Annotated in this window: 12 protein-coding genes; 5 read left to right on the top strand and 7 right to left on the bottom strand. The window is 38.4% G+C overall.

Annotated features, from left to right (window positions below):
- Window positions 1-104: 104 nt before the first annotated feature.
- The 5 genes from TW85_RS05470 to TW85_RS05450 form a co-directional block, all read right to left on the bottom strand.
- A complete protein-coding gene (locus TW85_RS05470; RefSeq protein ID WP_084616134.1) occupies window positions 105-854 on the bottom strand; it encodes an enoyl-CoA hydratase in 750 nt (249 codons plus the stop codon).
- A 102-nt stretch (window positions 855-956) separates the two neighbouring features.
- Window positions 957-1538 (bottom strand): DUF2889 domain-containing protein, encoded by a 582-nt coding sequence (locus TW85_RS05465; RefSeq protein ID WP_238326165.1) that lies wholly within the window; start codon window positions 1536-1538, stop codon window positions 957-959.
- A gap of 3 nt (window positions 1539-1541) precedes the next feature.
- A complete protein-coding gene (locus tag TW85_RS05460) occupies window positions 1542-3227 on the bottom strand; it encodes an AMP-binding protein (protein ID WP_046016097.1) in 1686 nt (561 codons plus the stop codon).
- Between the two features lie 114 nt (window positions 3228-3341).
- A complete protein-coding gene (locus TW85_RS05455) occupies window positions 3342-3656 on the bottom strand; it encodes an SCP2 sterol-binding domain-containing protein (RefSeq protein WP_046016096.1) in 315 nt (104 codons plus the stop codon).
- Between the two features lie 83 nt (window positions 3657-3739).
- Window positions 3740-5539 carry an acyl-CoA dehydrogenase C-terminal domain-containing protein gene (locus tag TW85_RS05450; protein WP_046016095.1) on the bottom strand — a complete coding sequence of 600 codons (1800 nt, stop codon included), beginning with the start codon at window positions 5537-5539 and terminating at the stop codon, window positions 3740-3742.
- Window positions 5540-6090: 551 nt separating this feature from the next.
- On the opposite strand from TW85_RS05450, the gene TW85_RS05445 reads away from it, so the two are divergent.
- The gene (locus tag TW85_RS05445; protein WP_052701900.1) at window positions 6091-6990 is read left to right on the top strand and encodes a hypothetical protein; all 900 of its coding nucleotides are present in this window, start codon (window positions 6091-6093) and stop codon (window positions 6988-6990) included.
- An 81-nt stretch (window positions 6991-7071) separates the two neighbouring features.
- Here the strand turns inward: TW85_RS05445 and TW85_RS05440 are convergent, their stop codons facing one another.
- Window positions 7072-9267, bottom strand: coding sequence for an NAD(P)-binding protein (locus TW85_RS05440; RefSeq protein ID WP_052701898.1), 2196 nt, complete (start codon window positions 9265-9267; stop codon window positions 7072-7074).
- 183 nt (window positions 9268-9450) lie between these two features.
- On the opposite strand from TW85_RS05440, the gene TW85_RS05435 reads away from it, so the two are divergent.
- The 4 genes from TW85_RS05435 to TW85_RS05420 all read left to right on the top strand — a co-directional run bounded on the left by TW85_RS05435 (window position 9451) and on the right by TW85_RS05420 (window position 18283).
- A complete protein-coding gene (locus TW85_RS05435; protein ID WP_046016094.1) occupies window positions 9451-15852 on the top strand; it encodes an AAA family ATPase in 6402 nt (2133 codons plus the stop codon).
- A gap of 1 nt (window position 15853) precedes the next feature.
- Complete coding sequence (locus TW85_RS05430; RefSeq protein ID WP_046016093.1) at window positions 15854-16837, top strand: diguanylate cyclase; 984 nt, start codon at window positions 15854-15856, stop codon at window positions 16835-16837.
- A gap of 28 nt (window positions 16838-16865) precedes the next feature.
- A complete protein-coding gene (locus TW85_RS05425) occupies window positions 16866-17270 on the top strand; it encodes a response regulator (protein WP_052701896.1) in 405 nt (134 codons plus the stop codon).
- Window positions 17271-17377: 107 nt separating this feature from the next.
- Window positions 17378-18283 (top strand): response regulator, encoded by a 906-nt coding sequence (locus TW85_RS05420; RefSeq protein WP_046016092.1) that lies wholly within the window; start codon window positions 17378-17380, stop codon window positions 18281-18283.
- A 7-nt stretch (window positions 18284-18290) separates the two neighbouring features.
- Here TW85_RS05420 and TW85_RS05415 read toward each other — a convergent pair.
- Window positions 18291-18674 (bottom strand): GTP-binding protein (locus tag TW85_RS05415; RefSeq protein WP_046016091.1); only part of this gene is annotated, 384 nt, incomplete at its 5' end.

Below are 18674 nucleotides of genomic sequence, written 5' to 3'. Positions count from 1 at the left end.
CTTGAAAACACTCACTCTAAACATGATAGATAAGTGTCGAAAACACCCAGAAGTCGATTATTAATTCATCAAATTAAATATAACTAATATTAAAAAGCTTCATATTAAGCTTTATTAAGAAACGCCATAAAAGCATCTCTTGCCTCTTGAGAGGTCAGCCTTTCCTTAAACACACGGCTTTCTCTTGCCAAGCTCAGTTGCACACTATCTTCTTTTGGTTGCTTCAAAAGTCTCTTACTTAACTGCACTGCTTGTGTCGGCAAAACAGACAGCTTATTGGCATAAACTAACGCATCTTCATAGGCTGATCCAAGATCACATGATTTATTTATTAAACCTAACTCAAGGGCTAAATTTGCATCAAAAGCCTCACCTAACACCAAAAGCTCAAACGCCCTCTGATGTCCTACTAAACTAGGAACAAGTAAGCTAGATGCAGCCTCAGGCACTAGACCCAATTTAACGAAGGGTAGAATAAACGTGCTTGACTGACTTGCGACAACCAAATCGCAATGTAGAAGCATGGTGACACCAATACCAACTGCCATTCCTTCAACAGCTGCGACCAAGGGCTTTGGATAAGTTGCAATAGTATGAAGAAAGTCAAATGTTGTATTTAACTTATCTGGCGTTTGAGCGAGCGTTACAAACTCTGCTAAGTCATTACCAGCACTAAAGTCTGCACCAGCACCTGTTATCAAAGTCACTCTAACATCATCATTTTGTTTAGCACTATTGAGTGCTTGCGTTAAAGCCAAATACATATCTAGCGTAATCGCATTCTTTTTATCTGATCGATTAATCGTTAATGTCTGAATACCATTTTCAATTTTTTCAAGAATTAGTGCTTCCACGTTAAGCTCCATTTTGTTTTTTTATTTTCTGGGCAAAAAAAATACTCATGACACGTTTAAATGGCATGAGTATTCATTCGTAACAATCAATCTATATAAGAACTAACCGACTTCACCCTGTCTAATTTTAGTCATCATAGGCCCTTTTTCAGCCCACCCATGACAGTTATCAGAAAAAGAGTTAATCGCTAATTTAGCTCTTTCAGGGTACTTATCACTTAATGGATACCACATCATTTGAAAAGCAGTGGTTGCAACCACAGGCATGAGTTCTAGAACATGAGTGCAACCAGCAACACCTTTAAACTCCCTCTTCACATGAGATAGCCAACCAGACGTAATTGATGTGCCAACAAGGCGATTAAAGTTTGGCGCAATCTCATGGCAATTAGGAAAAGGGTGAGCATCAATGCGAACATCTATTTCCTTAATGACAAATGTGTCATCAAGAGCGATACGTACACTAATATCGTGAAATGGTGTATCTTGAGCTACAAGCTCTCCATCAAAGTCACGCCACACATCATATGCCTTGATATCTTGCATCTGAGCTTCAACTTCCCAAAGCTCATCACTTCTAAGGTAGCCATCACTAATGACTCGCCTGCGATGCTTTAACTCTCTCACCACAGGCTCATCAGCTTCTGCTTGATTAATAATGAAGGAGCTTGATGACAAACTCACAGCCTAAGCAACCTCTTCATCTCTTAAGGCACGACGTAGAACTTTACCCACATTAGTTTTTGGTAAATCGTCTCTCGCTTCGATGATTTTAGGCACTTTGTAAGCCGTTAAGCTTTCGCGACAATAGTTGCGAAGCTTTTTACTATCAAACTGCACATCATCACCTTTAAGAACAACAAAGGCTTTAACCGCTTCACCTGTTTTTTCATCAGGGATCCCAATAACAGCGGCTTCAAGAACGTCTGGATGAGAGCATAAGCAATCTTCAATTTCTGTAGGGTAAACATTAAAGCCTGAGACAATCACCATATCTTTAGCTCTGTCTACAATTTTCAGATAACCATCAGCTTGGATTAAAGCAATATCACCAGTGTTTAAAAAGTTACCATTTACCATAATCTCTTGTGTTGCTGCTTCTCTTTTCCAGTACCCCTTCATAACTTGAGGTCCAGAAACACAAAGAGCGCCGGACTCACCTTGAGGTACTTCATTGCCATCATCATCTAAAATTTTAACTATGGTTTCTGCAACTGGGATACCTATGGTTCCAATTTGCTGCTCTCCTGGAGGGTTGAAAGACACAACAGGTGAAGTTTCAGTTAATCCATAGCCTTCAACCACTTTACACTTAGTCACAGCTTCCCATTCGTCTGCTGCAGCATGAGTTAAAGGCATTCCACCTGATGCTGTTATTTTTAAAGCAGAGAAGTCCAATGCTTGGAAATCTTTATTATTACAAAGCGCCACAAATAAAGTGTTTAAACCAACAAAGCCTGTAATCTTCCACTTACTTAATTCTTTTACAAAACCTGGGATATCCCTAGGGTTTGGAATAAGAACCGTTTGAGCACCCTTTTCAAGTAAGGTTAGGCCATGAATGATAAAGGCATAAATGTGATACATAGGAAGAGGTGCAACATAGGTTTCTTCACCTTTAATACAATGTGCATCAAGGCGATCACCTAATTGGTGCATATTAGATATCAGGTTAGCATGAGTTAGCATTGCGCCTTTAGCTACACCCGTTGTACCACCAGTATATTGTAAAACTGCAATATCACCAGGACTCTTATCTATAATCTTAACCTGATAATTTTGTCCCTTAGCAATAGCATCGTTTAGCTTTTTCGCCATCGGCAGGCTATATTCTGGGACCATTTTTTTAAGGTATTTAACAATGCTATTAATTAATAAGCGTTTAGGTTGCGGATGAAAATCCGCTATTTCAGTCACAAAAACATGCTTAATACCTGTTTTTGCCAAAATCGATTCACTTGTGCTTGCCATGTTAGCAAATACAACCAATGCCTTAGCACCCGAGTCATTGAACTGGTGCTCTAGCTCTTTAGCGGTATACAAGGGATTAGTATTTACAACTATTAGACCCGCCTTTAAAGCGCCAAAAGTAACAACAGGATATTGCAAAACATTAGGCAATTGGATAGCAATTCTGTCGCCAGGCACAAGATCTGTTTCATTTTGCAGATATGCCGCAAAATGGTTGGATTTTTCATCTAGCTCTCTAAAACTCATGGTTCGACCCATGCAGCTAAATGCAGGGAGTTCAGCAAAGTCATTACAGCTTTTTTTCAATACTTCTGTAACAGACTGAAAATTATGTGGATTTAATGATTCTGGTATCCAACTACCAGGCTCTTTATGAAGTGAAGACTCAGTTTCTGTCAGCATATTAATGCTCCGCTTTGTTTTTTTTATATTGGGGAAAGTTCTTATGTCAAAAACCCAACGTTAGCTTATTAACGTTGGGTTTTACAACTCATATGGTATGAGTTGGCAATCAAATTACTGAGGAAAAATTTGATTCAATTTTGTCGCAAGCATGATGTCACCATCAGCTCTGATTTTACCTTGCATGAAAGCAGCCATACCATCTAGCTCACCACTCATAATATCTTTAAGTGTTTCAAGATCCATAGACAAGGTAACGGTAGCGTCGTCATGCTCACCTGCTGCAAGCTCACAAGCACCGTCATTTATTGCAATATGATAGTCATCAGCATCATCTAGTTCGAATTGAAAAACAGCTTCCATATCATCTGCTTCCTCTGCATCAAAACGTTCAATCATTGAATCAAAAACTACTTTAGAATTGCTCATATATACCTCTTACATATTTATCTGTTTATAACCTTACTCTCAAAACACTTGAAAGTAAGGTTTTTTTCATATTAATTAAGAACTTATAAGAAAACGAAGTTTTCTTCATCAATCGACAATAGGTTATCAGAACCCGAAAGCATCGCTTCAACATGAGAGCGAGTACGAGGCAAGATACGATCATAATAGAAGGTTGCAGTTTGCAATTTAGACTTATAGAAACCTTCTTCATCAGAACCTTCATCTAGCTGAACTTGTGCTGTCACAGCCATTCTTGCCCAGAAATATGCTAGAACAACATAACCAGAGAACATTAGGTAATCAACAGATGCCGCACCCACTTCATCTTTGTTACGCATAGCCTTCATACCTACTTTCAGAGTGATATCACCCCATTCGCTGTTAAGCTTGCTCAAAGTAGAGATATACGGCTTGAAGCGTTTATCACCCTTATGCTCTTTACAGAACTTGTGGATAATCTTAGTAAAGGTTTTTAGCGTCTTACCTTGAGACATCAAAACTTTACGGCCTAGTAAATCTAGTGCTTGGATACCTGTTGTACCTTCATAAAGCATAGAGATACGACAGTCTCGTACGTTTTGCTCCATCCCCCACTCAGAAATAAAGCCATGACCACCATAAACTTGCATACCTAGGTTTGCAGCTTCATAACCTGTTTCTGTCAAGAAAGCTTTTGCGATTGGGGTTAGAAGAGACATTAGCTCATCTGCATGAGCCTTATCTTCAGGCGAACCTTTTTTAGTGATATCCACCAGCATAGAGCAATAATGAATCATAGCTCGACCACCTTCTGCAAAGGCTTTTTGTGTCAATAGCATACGACGAACATCAGGGTGAACAATAATTGGATCAGCCGCTTTCTCTGGTGCTTTAGGGCCAGATAAAGAACGCATTTGCAAACGGTCACGAGCATAAGATACAGAGTTCTGCAAAGCCCATTCACTATGAGCTAACCCCTGAAGTGCTGTACCTAGACGCGCCGTATTCATAAAGGTAAACATGCAGTTCAAGCCTTTATTTTCAGGCCCGATTAAGAAACCTTTAGCGCCATCAAAGTTCATGACACAGGTTGCATTACCATGAATCCCCATTTTATGCTCAATAGAGCCACAAGCTACCGCATTACGATCAGCCACTTCACCAGCATCATCAATATTAAATTTTGGTACGATGAAAAGAGAAATACCTTTGGTTCCAGCAGGTGCATCAGGAAGTCGTGCTAAAACGATATGCACGATATTGTCAGCCATATCATGCTCACCCGCTGAGATGAAGATTTTTGTACCTGAAATAGCGTAAGAACCATCGGCTTGAGGCTCAGCTTTAGTTTTTAGCAAACCTAAATCTGTACCACAATGAGGCTCAGTCAAACACATGGTTCCTGTCCACTCACCAGACACCAACTTAGTTAAGTATGTTTGCTTTTGCTCATCGGTTCCATGAGATTCAAGTGTATTCATAGCACCATGACTCAGACCTGGGTACATACCCCAAGACCAGTTCGCAGTACCAATCATTTCTGTCACCATCAAACCGAGAGATTCAGGAAGACCTTGCCCACCCACCTCTTCAGGATGAGGAAGAGATGGCCAACCACCCTCAACATATTGCTGATAAGCATCTTTAAAGCCTTCTGGTGTCGTTACCACACCATCTTTAAAAGTACAGCCTTGCTGATCACCAACTCGGTTTAGCGGAGATAAAACACGCTCAGCAAACTTAGCACCTTCTTCCAGAATTGCAGCGATCATATCAGGGGTAGCTTCTTCAGCTCCCGGCAGGTTGGCGTAATGACTTTTAACATCCAACACTTCTTCTGTTACGAATTTAATATCACGCAATGGCGCTTTATACTCAGGCATGGCCTTGACCTCTTATTGTTTTTTTCATTTGTCCCCATTTACATTTCAACAGGGTAACTATGACTAACAGATTCGGCTATTCTTCAAATTCTCTCAATAACAAAAGCTACCAAGATTAGTAACAAAAATATGCATAGTATAAATATTAAGCTTTTTGAATAAGCGTAATTGTCATATTTTTACAGCTTAAAGAGCCTAGCTAAAACCTAATTTATCACTTCAATATTCTCATAAGCATACGATGAATCTCACCAAATAGAACATCCACCTTAAACAACTTTTTATAAAGCAAAAATAGCGTTCAAAACTTTAATACATAAAACTTAAAGTCTATCGCTGGACTACTGGTATCTAATACTCTACAAGCATCTATTACGGCTTACACTCTTTACTTAAACGATAAATAAGAGGTCAAAATACTTTAAATAAGTTTTAATAATACTTTCTGAATAAGAGTTCATAAATTTGACCCTCTCACTATCCTGATTAATATTAGTTTAGAAACAACTCATATAGAAATATCAATCATCAAATGGAAAGAGAGGGATAAGATGAAAACATATGCTCAATTAGAACAAGAAGTCGCCAAACTTTGCCAAGATATTGAAAACAAACCTCAACAAAGGCTCAAAGTAAGACAAGATTTCTACCTCAACCATGGAAGCTCAACCTTACTCGACCCCTATAATTATGGCGACTCTGAAATTGCCTTTTTGAAATGGGAAATTAATCGAGGTGTATTTAACCCGCTCAACGATCCTATTCAAGATGGTAGTCCTTGGTGGCGTAACGTTAATTTGAGGTTTATCTATTTTTCTGAGTTAGCAGGTAAAGTTTTTGATGAAAAACTCATCCAAGCTGATTTACCAGTCCCTGTTCAGGTTTGGTTAGATTATCTTAATGAACCAACGGCTGAGCATTGGTACAAAGCTCATAACACCACGATTCTTAATGCCTTCGAATATTATTTGAGTGATGCCAGAGAAGAAAATGATATAGAGCAGAAGTTTCTTAACATCATTTTATATCGACTTCTGTTTGCTCAAGCCATGGTTGAAGATGTCACTATTTTTGGAGAGTTAGGTTCACTATTAGCAGACCCTAGAGGTTTTTCGGTTAAATTAATAACCAGTTTACCAGACTTTTATCCAACTAATTACCCACTAACTGAAGATGATTTAGCTATCATTGAAGGCGATGAGCTTTCTCTTAAAGAGGTTTTTTTCGATATAATTAAAGATTGGAAAGAGAAACCTGATTTAAAAGAAATTATTAAAGATGCCTTCCAACTAGAAGATTTTGGGGTAAAAATCTTAGATGACTGGATAATCAAACCACATATAAAAGAAATGTATGCAGCTGCCGCAAAATATGATCAAGCACCATTCCTCACTGGCTACTTAGAAAAAAAAGAGCCCTGCTACCCTTACCCAATAAAACCCCAAGCCTAATGAAATAACGAAATAAGCTGTAGCAAAATAAAAATGAGGCTTAATATGATTTCATATTAAGCCTCTTATCATAGTTAAACTTTAATCAAATAAGGTTTCACCGAAGATACCATAACTCTCACCTTTGACAGCTCTTGCCGTCTGCAAGCCTGAAATGGTAGCGGATTCAACGCACCCCATGTTAAATCCATTTAAAATCCAATCCCCTGTAATCAATAGATTATCAAAACCAGACTCATCGGTTTTTAGTCTTAATTTGGTTGTACCTACTGTTGATTGAACATAACGCTCACTTGGATCAATATTCGCCCTGCAATACTGAGCATCTAACCTTTCCTCACCCTTCATTTTACTAGGCGCAACCAAATACTCCCATTTGTACACACCTTCTTGAGGGTTAGCATTAGGCCATAAAAACCCCACTCGATTTAGCATAAAATCCTTTACCCCTGCCTCAACCTTAGCCTTTTGCGATTTTGGATAAGAAGGATCTGGTGCTTTTGGCGCAGCATCAGGTGCAAACACACCACAAAAATAACTAATATCTTTAGGTGAATCAGGGTCTCCTGCCTGCCACTCCTCTCTTTTAACCAAATAACTTACATCAGCCCAAGAGTCCAAAGGTTGTGAATCAAAACCAAGAATTTCTGGCGCTTCTTCACCTTCTTTATATTCTGGCCAACCTAGAGACTCTATATCTTGGTTTTGCCACACCTGATACGCCTGTGTAGCGACCGTTGAGAGCCCTTCAGCCATATCTTTAAACACGGGATTTAAAGCCATTAAACTTGGTGCAACTGACGGAATTGAAGCCACAGAAATACCAAAAATCACCTGATCATAATCTTCACCCATTTTTAGCGTAATTTTAGGCTGATCATAAAGTTCAGACCAATTACTCCAGAAGGATTCTAAATTAATATCATTTTCGATCAGCTTAGCTGCGATACTTGGCTCTATTTGCTTATATAAAGGGGCCGAAGGCCAGCAAGGTAAATCTTTAACATCCACTAAAGGGCAATATTCATCAACACCTTGTTTAAGAGGGACCTGTTGCGCTATGCGAATTTCACTAATTAAATGCCTACCATCTTTTTCAATTGCACAAACTTCTTCGACTTGATGGAAAAACTTAAATTTAACACCTCTACGTTTGAGCACTTCATAATAGGGAGCAAAAACCACATCACCCATACCAGCATGCATACGCCAGACAAACGATTCTCTTACCGCCACGATTGCCCATAAACCCGCTTTAATCACAGTACCAGCTTCAACATTTGGCTGAGATAAATCTCCATCTTTATAAGCAAAGAAGCCGCCATACATGCCATTCATCAAAGGACCTGAGGTTGTTAATTCACTTGCCCCCCATGAAGTTAGCCAGTCCTTAAAGTTTTGGTCATTAATTTTACTTAATGCACTAGGTACATAAAGCTCACCTTTTAAAACACCAATTCCCATAGTTAAAACAAAATCTAAACTGGTATAAATTCGATTAATTTTTAAATTCAATCTAGCAGGAATAGAAAGAAGCCCAGTTAAGGTCTCCCTAACATCTTCCATAATACAAATTATCTCATTAATAAGCTTATCAAATTTGTTCTTATCCTTTTGGGTCGCACATTCAGACAAACCATTTTTGACCACTTTTAGCTTTTTAACGGCGGCCAAAATAATCTCATCTTCAAAGTAATCTTCAACTTCATCCTTAACATGAGAAATAAAGTCGAAGAAATTAGCATCTTCATCTAATGGCTCTGGCTCTTTTTCAGCCTGCTTTAATAACCAATTAATTAAAACAGACAAGGCCTCCAAGATATCAACTGGGTCAGCCCCTTCACCTACCTTGCCAGGTAATGGTGGCACATTAACCGGCCAAACGGACCAGTCATGCCTAAAGTCTTGTGCTAAAGCGGTTGAGTGATGAGGCGTGAATGCTTCATAGAGGGTCGATAAGGGCTTATCTTTGGGTCTATCCAGCTCTTCATAACAAGCACGCATACATTTAAATGCATTATAATAAAAGCCAAACCACACATGGATACCATGCTCTTCAATTCTACCGTGATCTTCTAGATTACGGCCACTTGCCCCTTTTCCTCCTAAGCGCCACCCCATTTGATAAAGAGTAATATCATACTTTTCTTTCCAATCCGGCTGACTGGTCAAATCAAACAAACTGGTGATAGTCGCCACACCACCGCCAAGTACCGCTAATTTCCTTACATCCGTCATCACAACTTCCTCAATATCTAATAAAAAGAATAACTTCATTTATCTACTAAAATAGTTAGTCTAAGCTCAATAATTAAATCCTTGTTTCCATTATTAATTACCGTATTTAGAAATAGATGAACTTATCTTCAATTTCAATAATTTAATTTTGAATAGAAGTGTGCTAGAAATCTAACTCGACGAAAATAAATGTCGCTTTATCAGTAAATTAGAGGATTATCCTTGATTAAATTAGCCGAATATAAAACTGAAACTCAACTTCACGAAGGGACTAATAGCCTTATATATCGTGCAATCAGAATAAGTGACGCTAAATCTGTCATACTAAAAGTCATCAGGGATAAATCTCCTACCCCAGAATTAATGGCAGGCTATCGAAAAGAATTTGAGATAATTCAATCTCTCAAAGAAAGTCAGCATATCAGACAGGCTTTTAATCTAGAAAGGTCTAACCATACACTCTATATGGTGCTAGAAGATTGCAAAGGCACACCTGTATCCTCCCTGATAAAAGATAAAAAGCTTTCTATTATTGATAGTTTGAAAATTACTTTTGATCTTGCAAGCGCTCTTCAGGATATTCACAGTAAGCACCTCATTCACTGCGATATTAATCCCAATAACATACTTTGGAACCTGCCAGATAAAACAGCAAAGCTCATTGATTTTGGTATTAGCACCAATACCTCTAAATCAGGGCATGCACAAATTGCAGATAGTATTCATGCAGGTTCTCTCGCCTATACCGCGCCAGAACAAACAGGCAGAATGAATAGGCCCTTAGATTATCGTGCAGACTTCTACTCCCTTGGTGTTACGCTTTTTGAAATGCTTACTAACCAGTTACCTTTTATTAGCAAGGATCCAATCCAGCTTATTCATAGTCATTTAAGCCAACTTCCTCCTTCACCAACGAGCCTTAATATTAATGTCCCCAAGGTGATCAGCAATATTGTATTAAAGCTCATGGCGAAAACAGGTGACGAAAGATATCAAAGCACCTTTGGCTTAAAAGCAGACTTAAAGTCATGCATCGATCAACTCGAGAATCAGCAAGAGCTAGCTGATTTTGATATTGCAAAGCAAGATATCAGAAGTAACTTCCAAGTAACTCAAACTGTTAGTGGACGCACACAAGAAGCTGAAAAACTAAATAATGCCTTTAACAAAGCAAGCATTGGCGCTTCAAGCCTGTTATTAGTGACAGGCTATGCAGGGACAGGAAAGTCATCCTTAGTCAACGAAGTACATAAAAATGTAGTTGCTAAACACGGCCATTTTATATCAGGTAAATTTGATCAATATAGTCGTGATATTCCCTACTTTGCATTTAGTCAGGCAGGCAATCAATGGGTTAATCAGATATTAAGCCAAGACGAAAAAGTTGTCAGTCAGTGGCGTGAAGCCTTAACGCTTGCTTTAGGCAATAGCTTAAAATTAATCAGTAACCTTATACCAAGCTTAGCCCTCATTTTTGATGAAGTTCCTGAACCAGATGTCATCCGAGGCAGTGAATCTCAAAGTCGATTTAACTCTGCATTAAAAATATTCTTTCAAACCATATGCCATAAGCACTCTCCCATTGCATTATTTCTTGATGATCTACAATGGGCAGACTCAGCCTCACTTAATCTAATAGAAACTATTTTAAGTGACGAAGATTCGAATCACCTGCTTATTATAGGAGCCTATAGAGAAAACGAAATTAGCAGGGCCCACCCATTAAACTTAACGTTGAATGAGATAGGTAAAACTGACAAAGACATCGTCCGTATTCCTCTGCAGCCTCTTGATTTAAATTCAGTCAATCAATTAATTGCTTCAACCTTATCTTTGCCAGCGCAAGACACTTACACATTAGCAGAGCTATGTTATGAAAAAACACTAGGAAACCCTTTTTTCTTAACCCAGTTTCTCTACTCGATTTACGACCAAAAACTCATTAGTTTCAACCCCTCACAAGGGCGTTGGCATTGGGATATAGATAAAATTAGAAGTTGGGCAGTTACCGATAATGTTGCTGACTTTATGATTAGCAAGATAGAAAAAATCGATTATGCCTGCCAGAAATCACTCAAGCTGGCGGCCTTTATCGGCACCACATTCGATTTCAGAACACTCTGCATGCTGATTAAACAGCCTCTTGCAGTCTGCGCACAACATCTATCAGTCTGTATTGACCATGGTTTTATTCAAGCAATAGATAGCAGTTACAGAACTTTTGGACAAAGTGAACTACTAGAAATCAGTAACCCTAAGTTCCGCTTTTGTCATGACAACATCCAGCAAGCGGCCTACAACATTGGCATTGAAGTAAATGCCGAACGAATTCATCTAGAACTTGGTCAAAACCTATTAGAAAAACAAGGCCCAAATTCAGACGACCAACTCTTTAATATTCTTCATCATTTCAATCTAGCCCAATCCCTCTTTAGTGGTGATAAAGAGGAGCTTCACTCTCTAATAAAGTTGAATTTGAGAGCAGCAATTAAGGCTAAAGATTCCAATGCCTATGTACCTGCACTTAATTACCTTGATCATGGTATTCAATTTTTATCTGCTGATTGTTGGCATAATAATTACCAGATCGCACTTAATTTTTATAAAGAAAAAGCAGAAGCAGCACACCTAGCAGGGCGTTTCGATGCCGCTCACAAAGCCTGTGACTTTATCTTAGAACACAAAATTGAAGACATAGACAGAGCCAGAATCCTAGCACTTAAAACTGAGCTTTATGCAGGTCTAGGCCAATTCGATCAGGCTCTTAGCGCAGGCTCTGAAGGCATTCGTTTATTGGGTGTTTTCTGGCCCGAAGAAGATGAAGCATTACAACAACAAATGGGCGTAGAACTCTCTGAAATAGCGTCCTTTATTGAAGCAAAAAGTATAGAAAGTTTACTTGAACTCCCTCCAATGCAAGACCCAAAAACCCTCGTGCTAATGGATCTTTTTGGCCACATTTGGGGGCCTGCAATTAATGTAAAACTGCATATGAGCACCCTAGCTGTTGTTAAAATGGTAAAGCTATCTATTCAGCAAGGTAACTCAAACATGTCTGCCTTTGGTTATGTCAATTATGGCACCATGTTGGCCGCATTTATGGGGAACTACCAGCAAGGTTATGAGTTTGGAAAACTGGCTGTCGATTTAGTGAAACGCAGCCCGTATTCACCCTTAACCTGTAAGATTTATACCATGTTTGGTGTCACGAATAGCCCTTGGTCATCTCACTTACCAAACAATATTGATTACCTCAAGAAAGCACTTAAAGCAGGGTTAGAAGCGGGTGAAATCGTTTTTGCTAGTTACAGCGCCTTCCATATTCTTAAACATATGCTACTCAGTGGACAACCTCTTAATATTATTGAAGAAGAAGGCAAACAACTTAGTGGTGTCATACAAAAATTAGCCGATCCAAATACAATGGAAGTGCACGAAATGCTTATGCGCTCCAACAACCTCTTACAAGGCAGAAGCAAAACAGATTTAAGTTGGGATGATGAGAACTTTAATGAATCTGAGTTTGTGCAAACTCTTATTGATTCTAATCATATACTCTGTCTTAACTATTATCATTTTAGCAAGATGATGGAAGCCTTTATCTTAGGCCACTACAGCTTAGCATTAGACTTCTCTATCGAAGCAGAGAAAACGCTTGCAGCAACATTTGGCTGGTTCAGCATTTCAGAACACTGCTTTTTACAAACATTGAGCTTAATCCAAGTAAGTCAAACTGATGCTTTAGATATTTCTAAACAACAAGAAATGAAGCTTAAAATTGCTGAAAACAGAGATAAAATGCAAAACTGGGCAAATAACTGTGAGGTTAACTTTGGCTTTAAATTAAAGTTAATTGATGCAGAATTGGCGAGTTTAGAAGGCGACACTCTAGCTGCACTTGATTTATATGATGATGCTATTTTAGGCGCTAGTGAAGGTGACTTTATTTACCATACAGGTATCGCAAATGAGCTTGCAGGTCGCTTTTGGTTTAGAAAAGGCAAGCTGACTATTGCACTGAGCTATTTAAAAGAAGCTTACACTCACTTTCTCAACTGGGGTGCAAAAAATAAAGCGATTCAGTTACAACAAGCCTACCCCGAGCTCAAATTACAAACATCAAGACCACATACAAATACGCTCAACACTCGTAATTTTGAAAGAAGCTCACTCGATCTATTATCAGTCACTAAATCAGCCCAGATCATTTCTAGCGAGATCCAGATTGACCAGCTTCTAACTAAATTAATGTCGACCATTATTTCAGAAGCCGGTGCACAGTCTGGCGAACTTATCCTTAATACGGATGACAATTGGAGTGTTCAGGCCTCAGCGATAAACGATCAGTTCGCTAGCAAAGATAGTCATGACGAAGAACGTATTCCTGTCGGCACACTGATAGACTTTAATTCAGAAGAGTTACAAAGCTCTGCCTTACCTAAGTCTATTCTGACTTATGTAAAACGCACCCGCACTCCTGTGATTTTAGATAACGCCGGTACTTGTCTTGATTATGCAATAGACCCTTACATCCAAGAGCAAAGCCCAGTTTCATTACTTTGCTACCCCATCTTAAAACAAGGTGTTTTGATGGGAATTCTATATCTTGAAAATAATTTAATATCTGGGGCTTTTACTAAAGATCGTTTAGAGGTTTTAAATATTCTGGCAGGTCAGGCCGCTATATCTATCGACAATGCTTTGGTTTATCAAAACCTAGAAGACAGAGTAAATAAAAGAACCAAACAGCTAAACTTAGCTAAATTACAGGCAGAGGAAGCTAATCAAGCTAAATCCATGTTTCTAGCAACCATGAGCCATGAAATCCGGACCCCAATGAATGCTGTGATAGGTTTAAGTCACTTGGCGCTAAAAACCCAATTAAATCTAGAACAGAAAGATTATCTCAATAAAATTCTTGAATCAGCAGAAGTATTATTAGGCTTAATAAATAGTGTGCTCGATTTTTCAAAAATTGAAGCTCACAAATTATCATTAGAATCTATTCCATTTGATTTAAACGAAGTCATTGAAAATAGTACGTCTATTTGCTCAATCAAGGCTAAAGAAAAAGGACTCGCTCTCAACATTTACAACCATGAACAAGGCATTCCATTATTACAAGGTGACCCACTTAGGCTACAACAAATACTCATTAATTTAGCAAATAATGCGGTGAAGTTTACCCACTCTGGGAAAGTAGACATCCACATTCATTTAGAGCCAAATGAACAAGGTTTAGCACAACTCAAGTTTGAAGTGATTGATTCAGGCGTGGGTATGAATAAAAAACAAATCAGCCAATTATTTAACTCCTTTAGCCAAGGCGATGACTCCATAACACGCCAATATGGTGGGACTGGATTAGGCCTTGCTATCTCTAAAGAGCTCATTGAATTAATGAAAGGGGAGATTTGGGTTAATAGTGAACCTGGCAAAGGTTCTACATTTGGTTTTAGAGTCCTGTTAACCTTTGCAGATAAAAACATAAGGCTTATTACCTCAAAAGCGATTAAAGAGACTAAATCGCCTCAACTCTATCAAGGTAGAAAAATCTTACTCGTTGAAGATAACGCCCTAAACCGTCAAGTTGCTCAGGGCTTATTAAAAGAAACGCTAGCTAATATTGATTTAGCTGTAAATGGATTAGAAGCGATAGAGAAGCTCACAAAGCAAGATTACGATCTCGTTTTCATGGATATTCAAATGCCTCTTATGGATGGCTTTACGGCAACCAAGAAAATCAGAGAGCATGCAAGATGGAAAGACCTCCCTATTATTGCAATGACAGCACATGCAACCGCATCTGATAAGGAAAAGTGTTTAAATGCTGGTATGAATGATTATATATCCAAGCCGATAGACCCTTTAAGCCTGGCTAAAATACTCTCCTCATGGATTAAAGAAAAGAACCAGCCAGATCCGATAAAGTTAGATACTCTTGATAAAAAAGAAGAAGCAAACCAAGAGCTAACAACTAAAATCACAAAGCTTGAAAACATAAGTTTGTTATCGACTAAAGAGGCTCTTGCTCGCTTAAAAGGGCAACATAAACTCTATATCCAGCTAGTAAAAAGCTTCTTAAAGGATAACTCTGGTCTAGAGAATGAATTGAATGACTTGTTTAATCAAAGGAAATTTGAGACCTTATTCATTAAGGTACATTCTTTAAAGTCGAATGCTATCTATATAGGCGCATTAGATTTATACGATCAAAGTGCCATATTAGAAAAAGAATTAGAACAATATAAAAATAAAACGAGTGACCTTGATAATGAAGCTGAGTCTTTATTAACAGGCCTACTTGATAATATTACTGGACCACTAAAACTGCTGATACAAGAAATATCTGATGCGATAAGCGATTCTGATCCAATAATTGGTAAGCTACAGATAGATATAAAACTAAAAGACTATTTAACCAGCATATTACCTCTCCTAAATTCTTCTGATTTTAGTGTTGAGCAAGATATGCAAACGCTACTAACACTGGCTAAAGGTAGTCACTTAGAGGTACAAGTTAAGCAGTTAGTTGACTGGGTAGAAGATGTTGAGTTTGAAAAAGCATCAGCTTTAGCAGAACAACTTCTAAACAACCTGTCTAGAAATGATAGAGACATCTAATATGAGTCAGTCTTTTCATAAAAAGCACCTAATACTTCTGGTTGACGATGAAGAGATCAATCGTATCCTCCTCACTAGCATTATTGATGATAGAGGCGATTGTGAGATTTTATGCGCTAAAAATGGCGCTGAGGCGATAGACCTTAGCAAACGTTTTCAGCCTGATCTCATTATTCTCGACATACTTATGCCAGTTATGACAGGCTTTGAGGTGATGGAAATCCTCAAACAAAACCCCTGTACCAATGAGATTCCTGTTATTTTCATTAGTGCCTTAAGTGAGACAAACCATGAGGCACATGCATTCCAACTAGGTGCATGTGACTATATCCATAAGCCATTTCACTCAGATATTGTTCAAGCTCGTATCGGCTTACAGCTTAAATTAATTGAACAACGGCTTTTATTAGATGAGCTTGTACATATAGATCCTCTAACGGCCATTGCCAATCGCCGTAAGTTTACCCAAGACTTCAAAATACAATGGCTAAAATGCTTAGATGAAGAGCAACCTTTAACCGTCGCCATGATAGATATAGACTGTTTCAAACTACATAACGATAGTTTTGGTCATACCTCTGGGGATAAGGTCTTAAAACAAGTAGCCTCAACCCTTGCTAACACAATAAACTCAATCAGTAGCAATAAAGACCACCTAGTAGCTCGCTACGGTGGCGAAGAGTTTATCTTGCTTATGCCAGGAACCAAAGCCTCTGACGTAGAAACGATTATTGAATCTTGTCGCCTAGAAATTGAAAAGCTAGATGTCAGAATTCAAGCAACACAAGAGCAAGCCCAATGTATTAACAACAATACCCTAACAATTAGCCTAGGTGGCGTTACCTGTAAACCAAGTAAAAAACTATCTCCAAACTGGCTCTTGAATGCCGCTGATGCTTTATTATATGACGCTAAAAAGTCAGGTAAAAATCAAGTACATTACCGCAATGAACTATTGGAAGAAGTAAGTTATTTAGACGCTTAATCTTACAAAAGGACAAGGAGGTCCTGTCATGAATACTGATCAAAAAGTCTTGATTATTGATGACGACAAAAACAGTTTGCAAATTCTTGGTAACTTCTTAAGAGATAAAGTCCAAATTTCTTGTGCACAGACAGGTGCTCAAGGCATACGAAAAGCCGAATTATATAAACCAGACCTAATACTATTAGACTTACTCATGCCTTTTATGAGTGGTTTAGACACACTCACTCAACTAAAAGAAATCAGCGCCACAAAGCACATTCCAGTGATTGTTTTATACAGTGATCAATATCGAAAAGAAGCCTCTATTGCCATTGAAAATGGCGCTTATGACTGTATTCGAAAACCATTTGACTATTTAGTAATAGAAACACGAGTAAAAAATGCGCTACTGAAAACAAGTGATAATCAAGTAGCAATAACAATTTCATAACAAATATGGCTCATTTATAAACTTAACTACAAGAATAAACATAGTAAGATGAGCAAGCTTATACCAAGCGTCTATATTAGGGTTAAGACATATATGAGGACGTCGCTTTGACAAATATTCGCCCCCACCTACTAGCCGTTGATGATGAAGAAATTAACTTAAGGATATTAGAACACTATTTATCTGAATCTGATTACCAAGTTACATTTGCACAATCTAGCAAACTGGCTTGGGAATACTTAACCAACGATGATTACCAGTTTGATGTACTTCTGCTTGATTGGGTTATGCCGGATGGAGACGGTCTAGAACTATTAAAAAAAGCCAAAGAGCTGGATAAATATAAGCATGTTCCGGCCATTATGATTTCAGGCTTAAGCGCTCCATCAGCCATTTCGAAAGGCTTGAATGCTGGTGCCTTTTATTACCTCACAAAACCATTAGGACAAGATGTTCTTTTCTCGGTTCTTAAAGCCGCGCTTAACGAATTAAACAGCATACGCTCTTTAGTTGAAAACCAAGACAAATTTGCTGATGCTTTTAGCCTAATTAACCAAGGTCAGTTTAACTTTCGCACCCTACATGATGTGAACTGCCTAGTTGAAAGCTTGAGCAGTATGTTCCCCCATAATATTAATACACCAATTGGCTTAAGAGAGCTGATGATTAATGCCATAGAGCATGGCAACCTGGGGATCAGTTATAAAGAGAAAACCCATTTAATGGAAATTGACCAATGGGAAGAAGAAGTCGAAAGACGACTCACCCTCGATGAGAATTCAGACAAAAACGCCACTTTAGAAATTGATAAAAACTCAGACATGGTTGAAATTATTATTACCGACCAAGGGGAAGGTTTTGATTGGGAGGAGTTTTTAGAAATTGATAACGAGCGGATTACGGACCCTCATGGTAGAGGGATAGCAATTGCCAAGCTCTTCAGTTTTGACGATCTAAACTATGAAGCGCCAGGCAATAAAGTAAAGGTTAGAATAGACCTGAGGCCTCAATAGCCTTAGTTCAGAGCAAGCTTAACACCCAAGACTGAATTTGGTCTTGGTTCAGATCTTCACTATCTGCAGACAGAATCAGTTCAAGTTTAGATTCCGTCTGTTTTTTCTCATTAGCATAAAGGGAAAAATCCCTTTGCGTTGCATTTAATAATAAAGCCCCCGAAGCAAGATTAAATACACCTTTCATCCTTAAAATGTTTTCCATCCCATTAAGCTTTTCAAGCACACTCTCTAACAAGGCCTGATCAAAAGCAGCCGTTTGAGGAAAAACCCAAGCCATATTTAAACCATCATCTGACACCTTAAGATAAAAGTCCTCTTGATTATGCGCATCAAGATTTGAAAGTGTCTTTTTCTCAGAGAGGCTCTTATGGTCATGGTCATGGTCATG

The organism is Marinomonas sp. S3726 (genome assembly GCF_000967665.1).
Taxonomy (GTDB): domain Bacteria; phylum Pseudomonadota; class Gammaproteobacteria; order Pseudomonadales; family Marinomonadaceae; genus Marinomonas.
The sequence above is the reverse complement of the archived record's forward strand: the minus strand, read 5'-3'. Positions and strand labels throughout refer to the sequence as shown.

Bases quoted from the DNA above. Each gene is read 5' to 3' on its own strand.
- TW85_RS05445 (WP_052701900.1), top strand. From the start codon at position 6,091: ATGAAAACATATGCTCAATTAGAACAAGAAGTCGCCAAACTTTGCCAA.
- TW85_RS05460 (WP_046016097.1), bottom strand. From the start codon at position 3,227: ATGCTGACAGAAACTGAGTCTTCACTTCATAAAGAGCCTGGTAGTTGG.
- TW85_RS05455 (WP_046016096.1), bottom strand. From the start codon at position 3,656: ATGAGCAATTCTAAAGTAGTTTTTGATTCAATGATTGAACGTTTTGAT.
- TW85_RS05430 (WP_046016093.1), top strand. From the start codon at position 15,854: ATGAGTCAGTCTTTTCATAAAAAGCACCTAATACTTCTGGTTGACGAT.
- TW85_RS05450 (WP_046016095.1), bottom strand. From the start codon at position 5,539: ATGCCTGAGTATAAAGCGCCATTGCGTGATATTAAATTCGTAACAGAA.
- TW85_RS05440 (WP_052701898.1), bottom strand. From the start codon at position 9,267: ATGAAGTTATTCTTTTTATTAGATATTGAGGAAGTTGTGATGACGGAT.
- TW85_RS05425 (WP_052701896.1), top strand. From the start codon at position 16,866: ATGAATACTGATCAAAAAGTCTTGATTATTGATGACGACAAAAACAGT.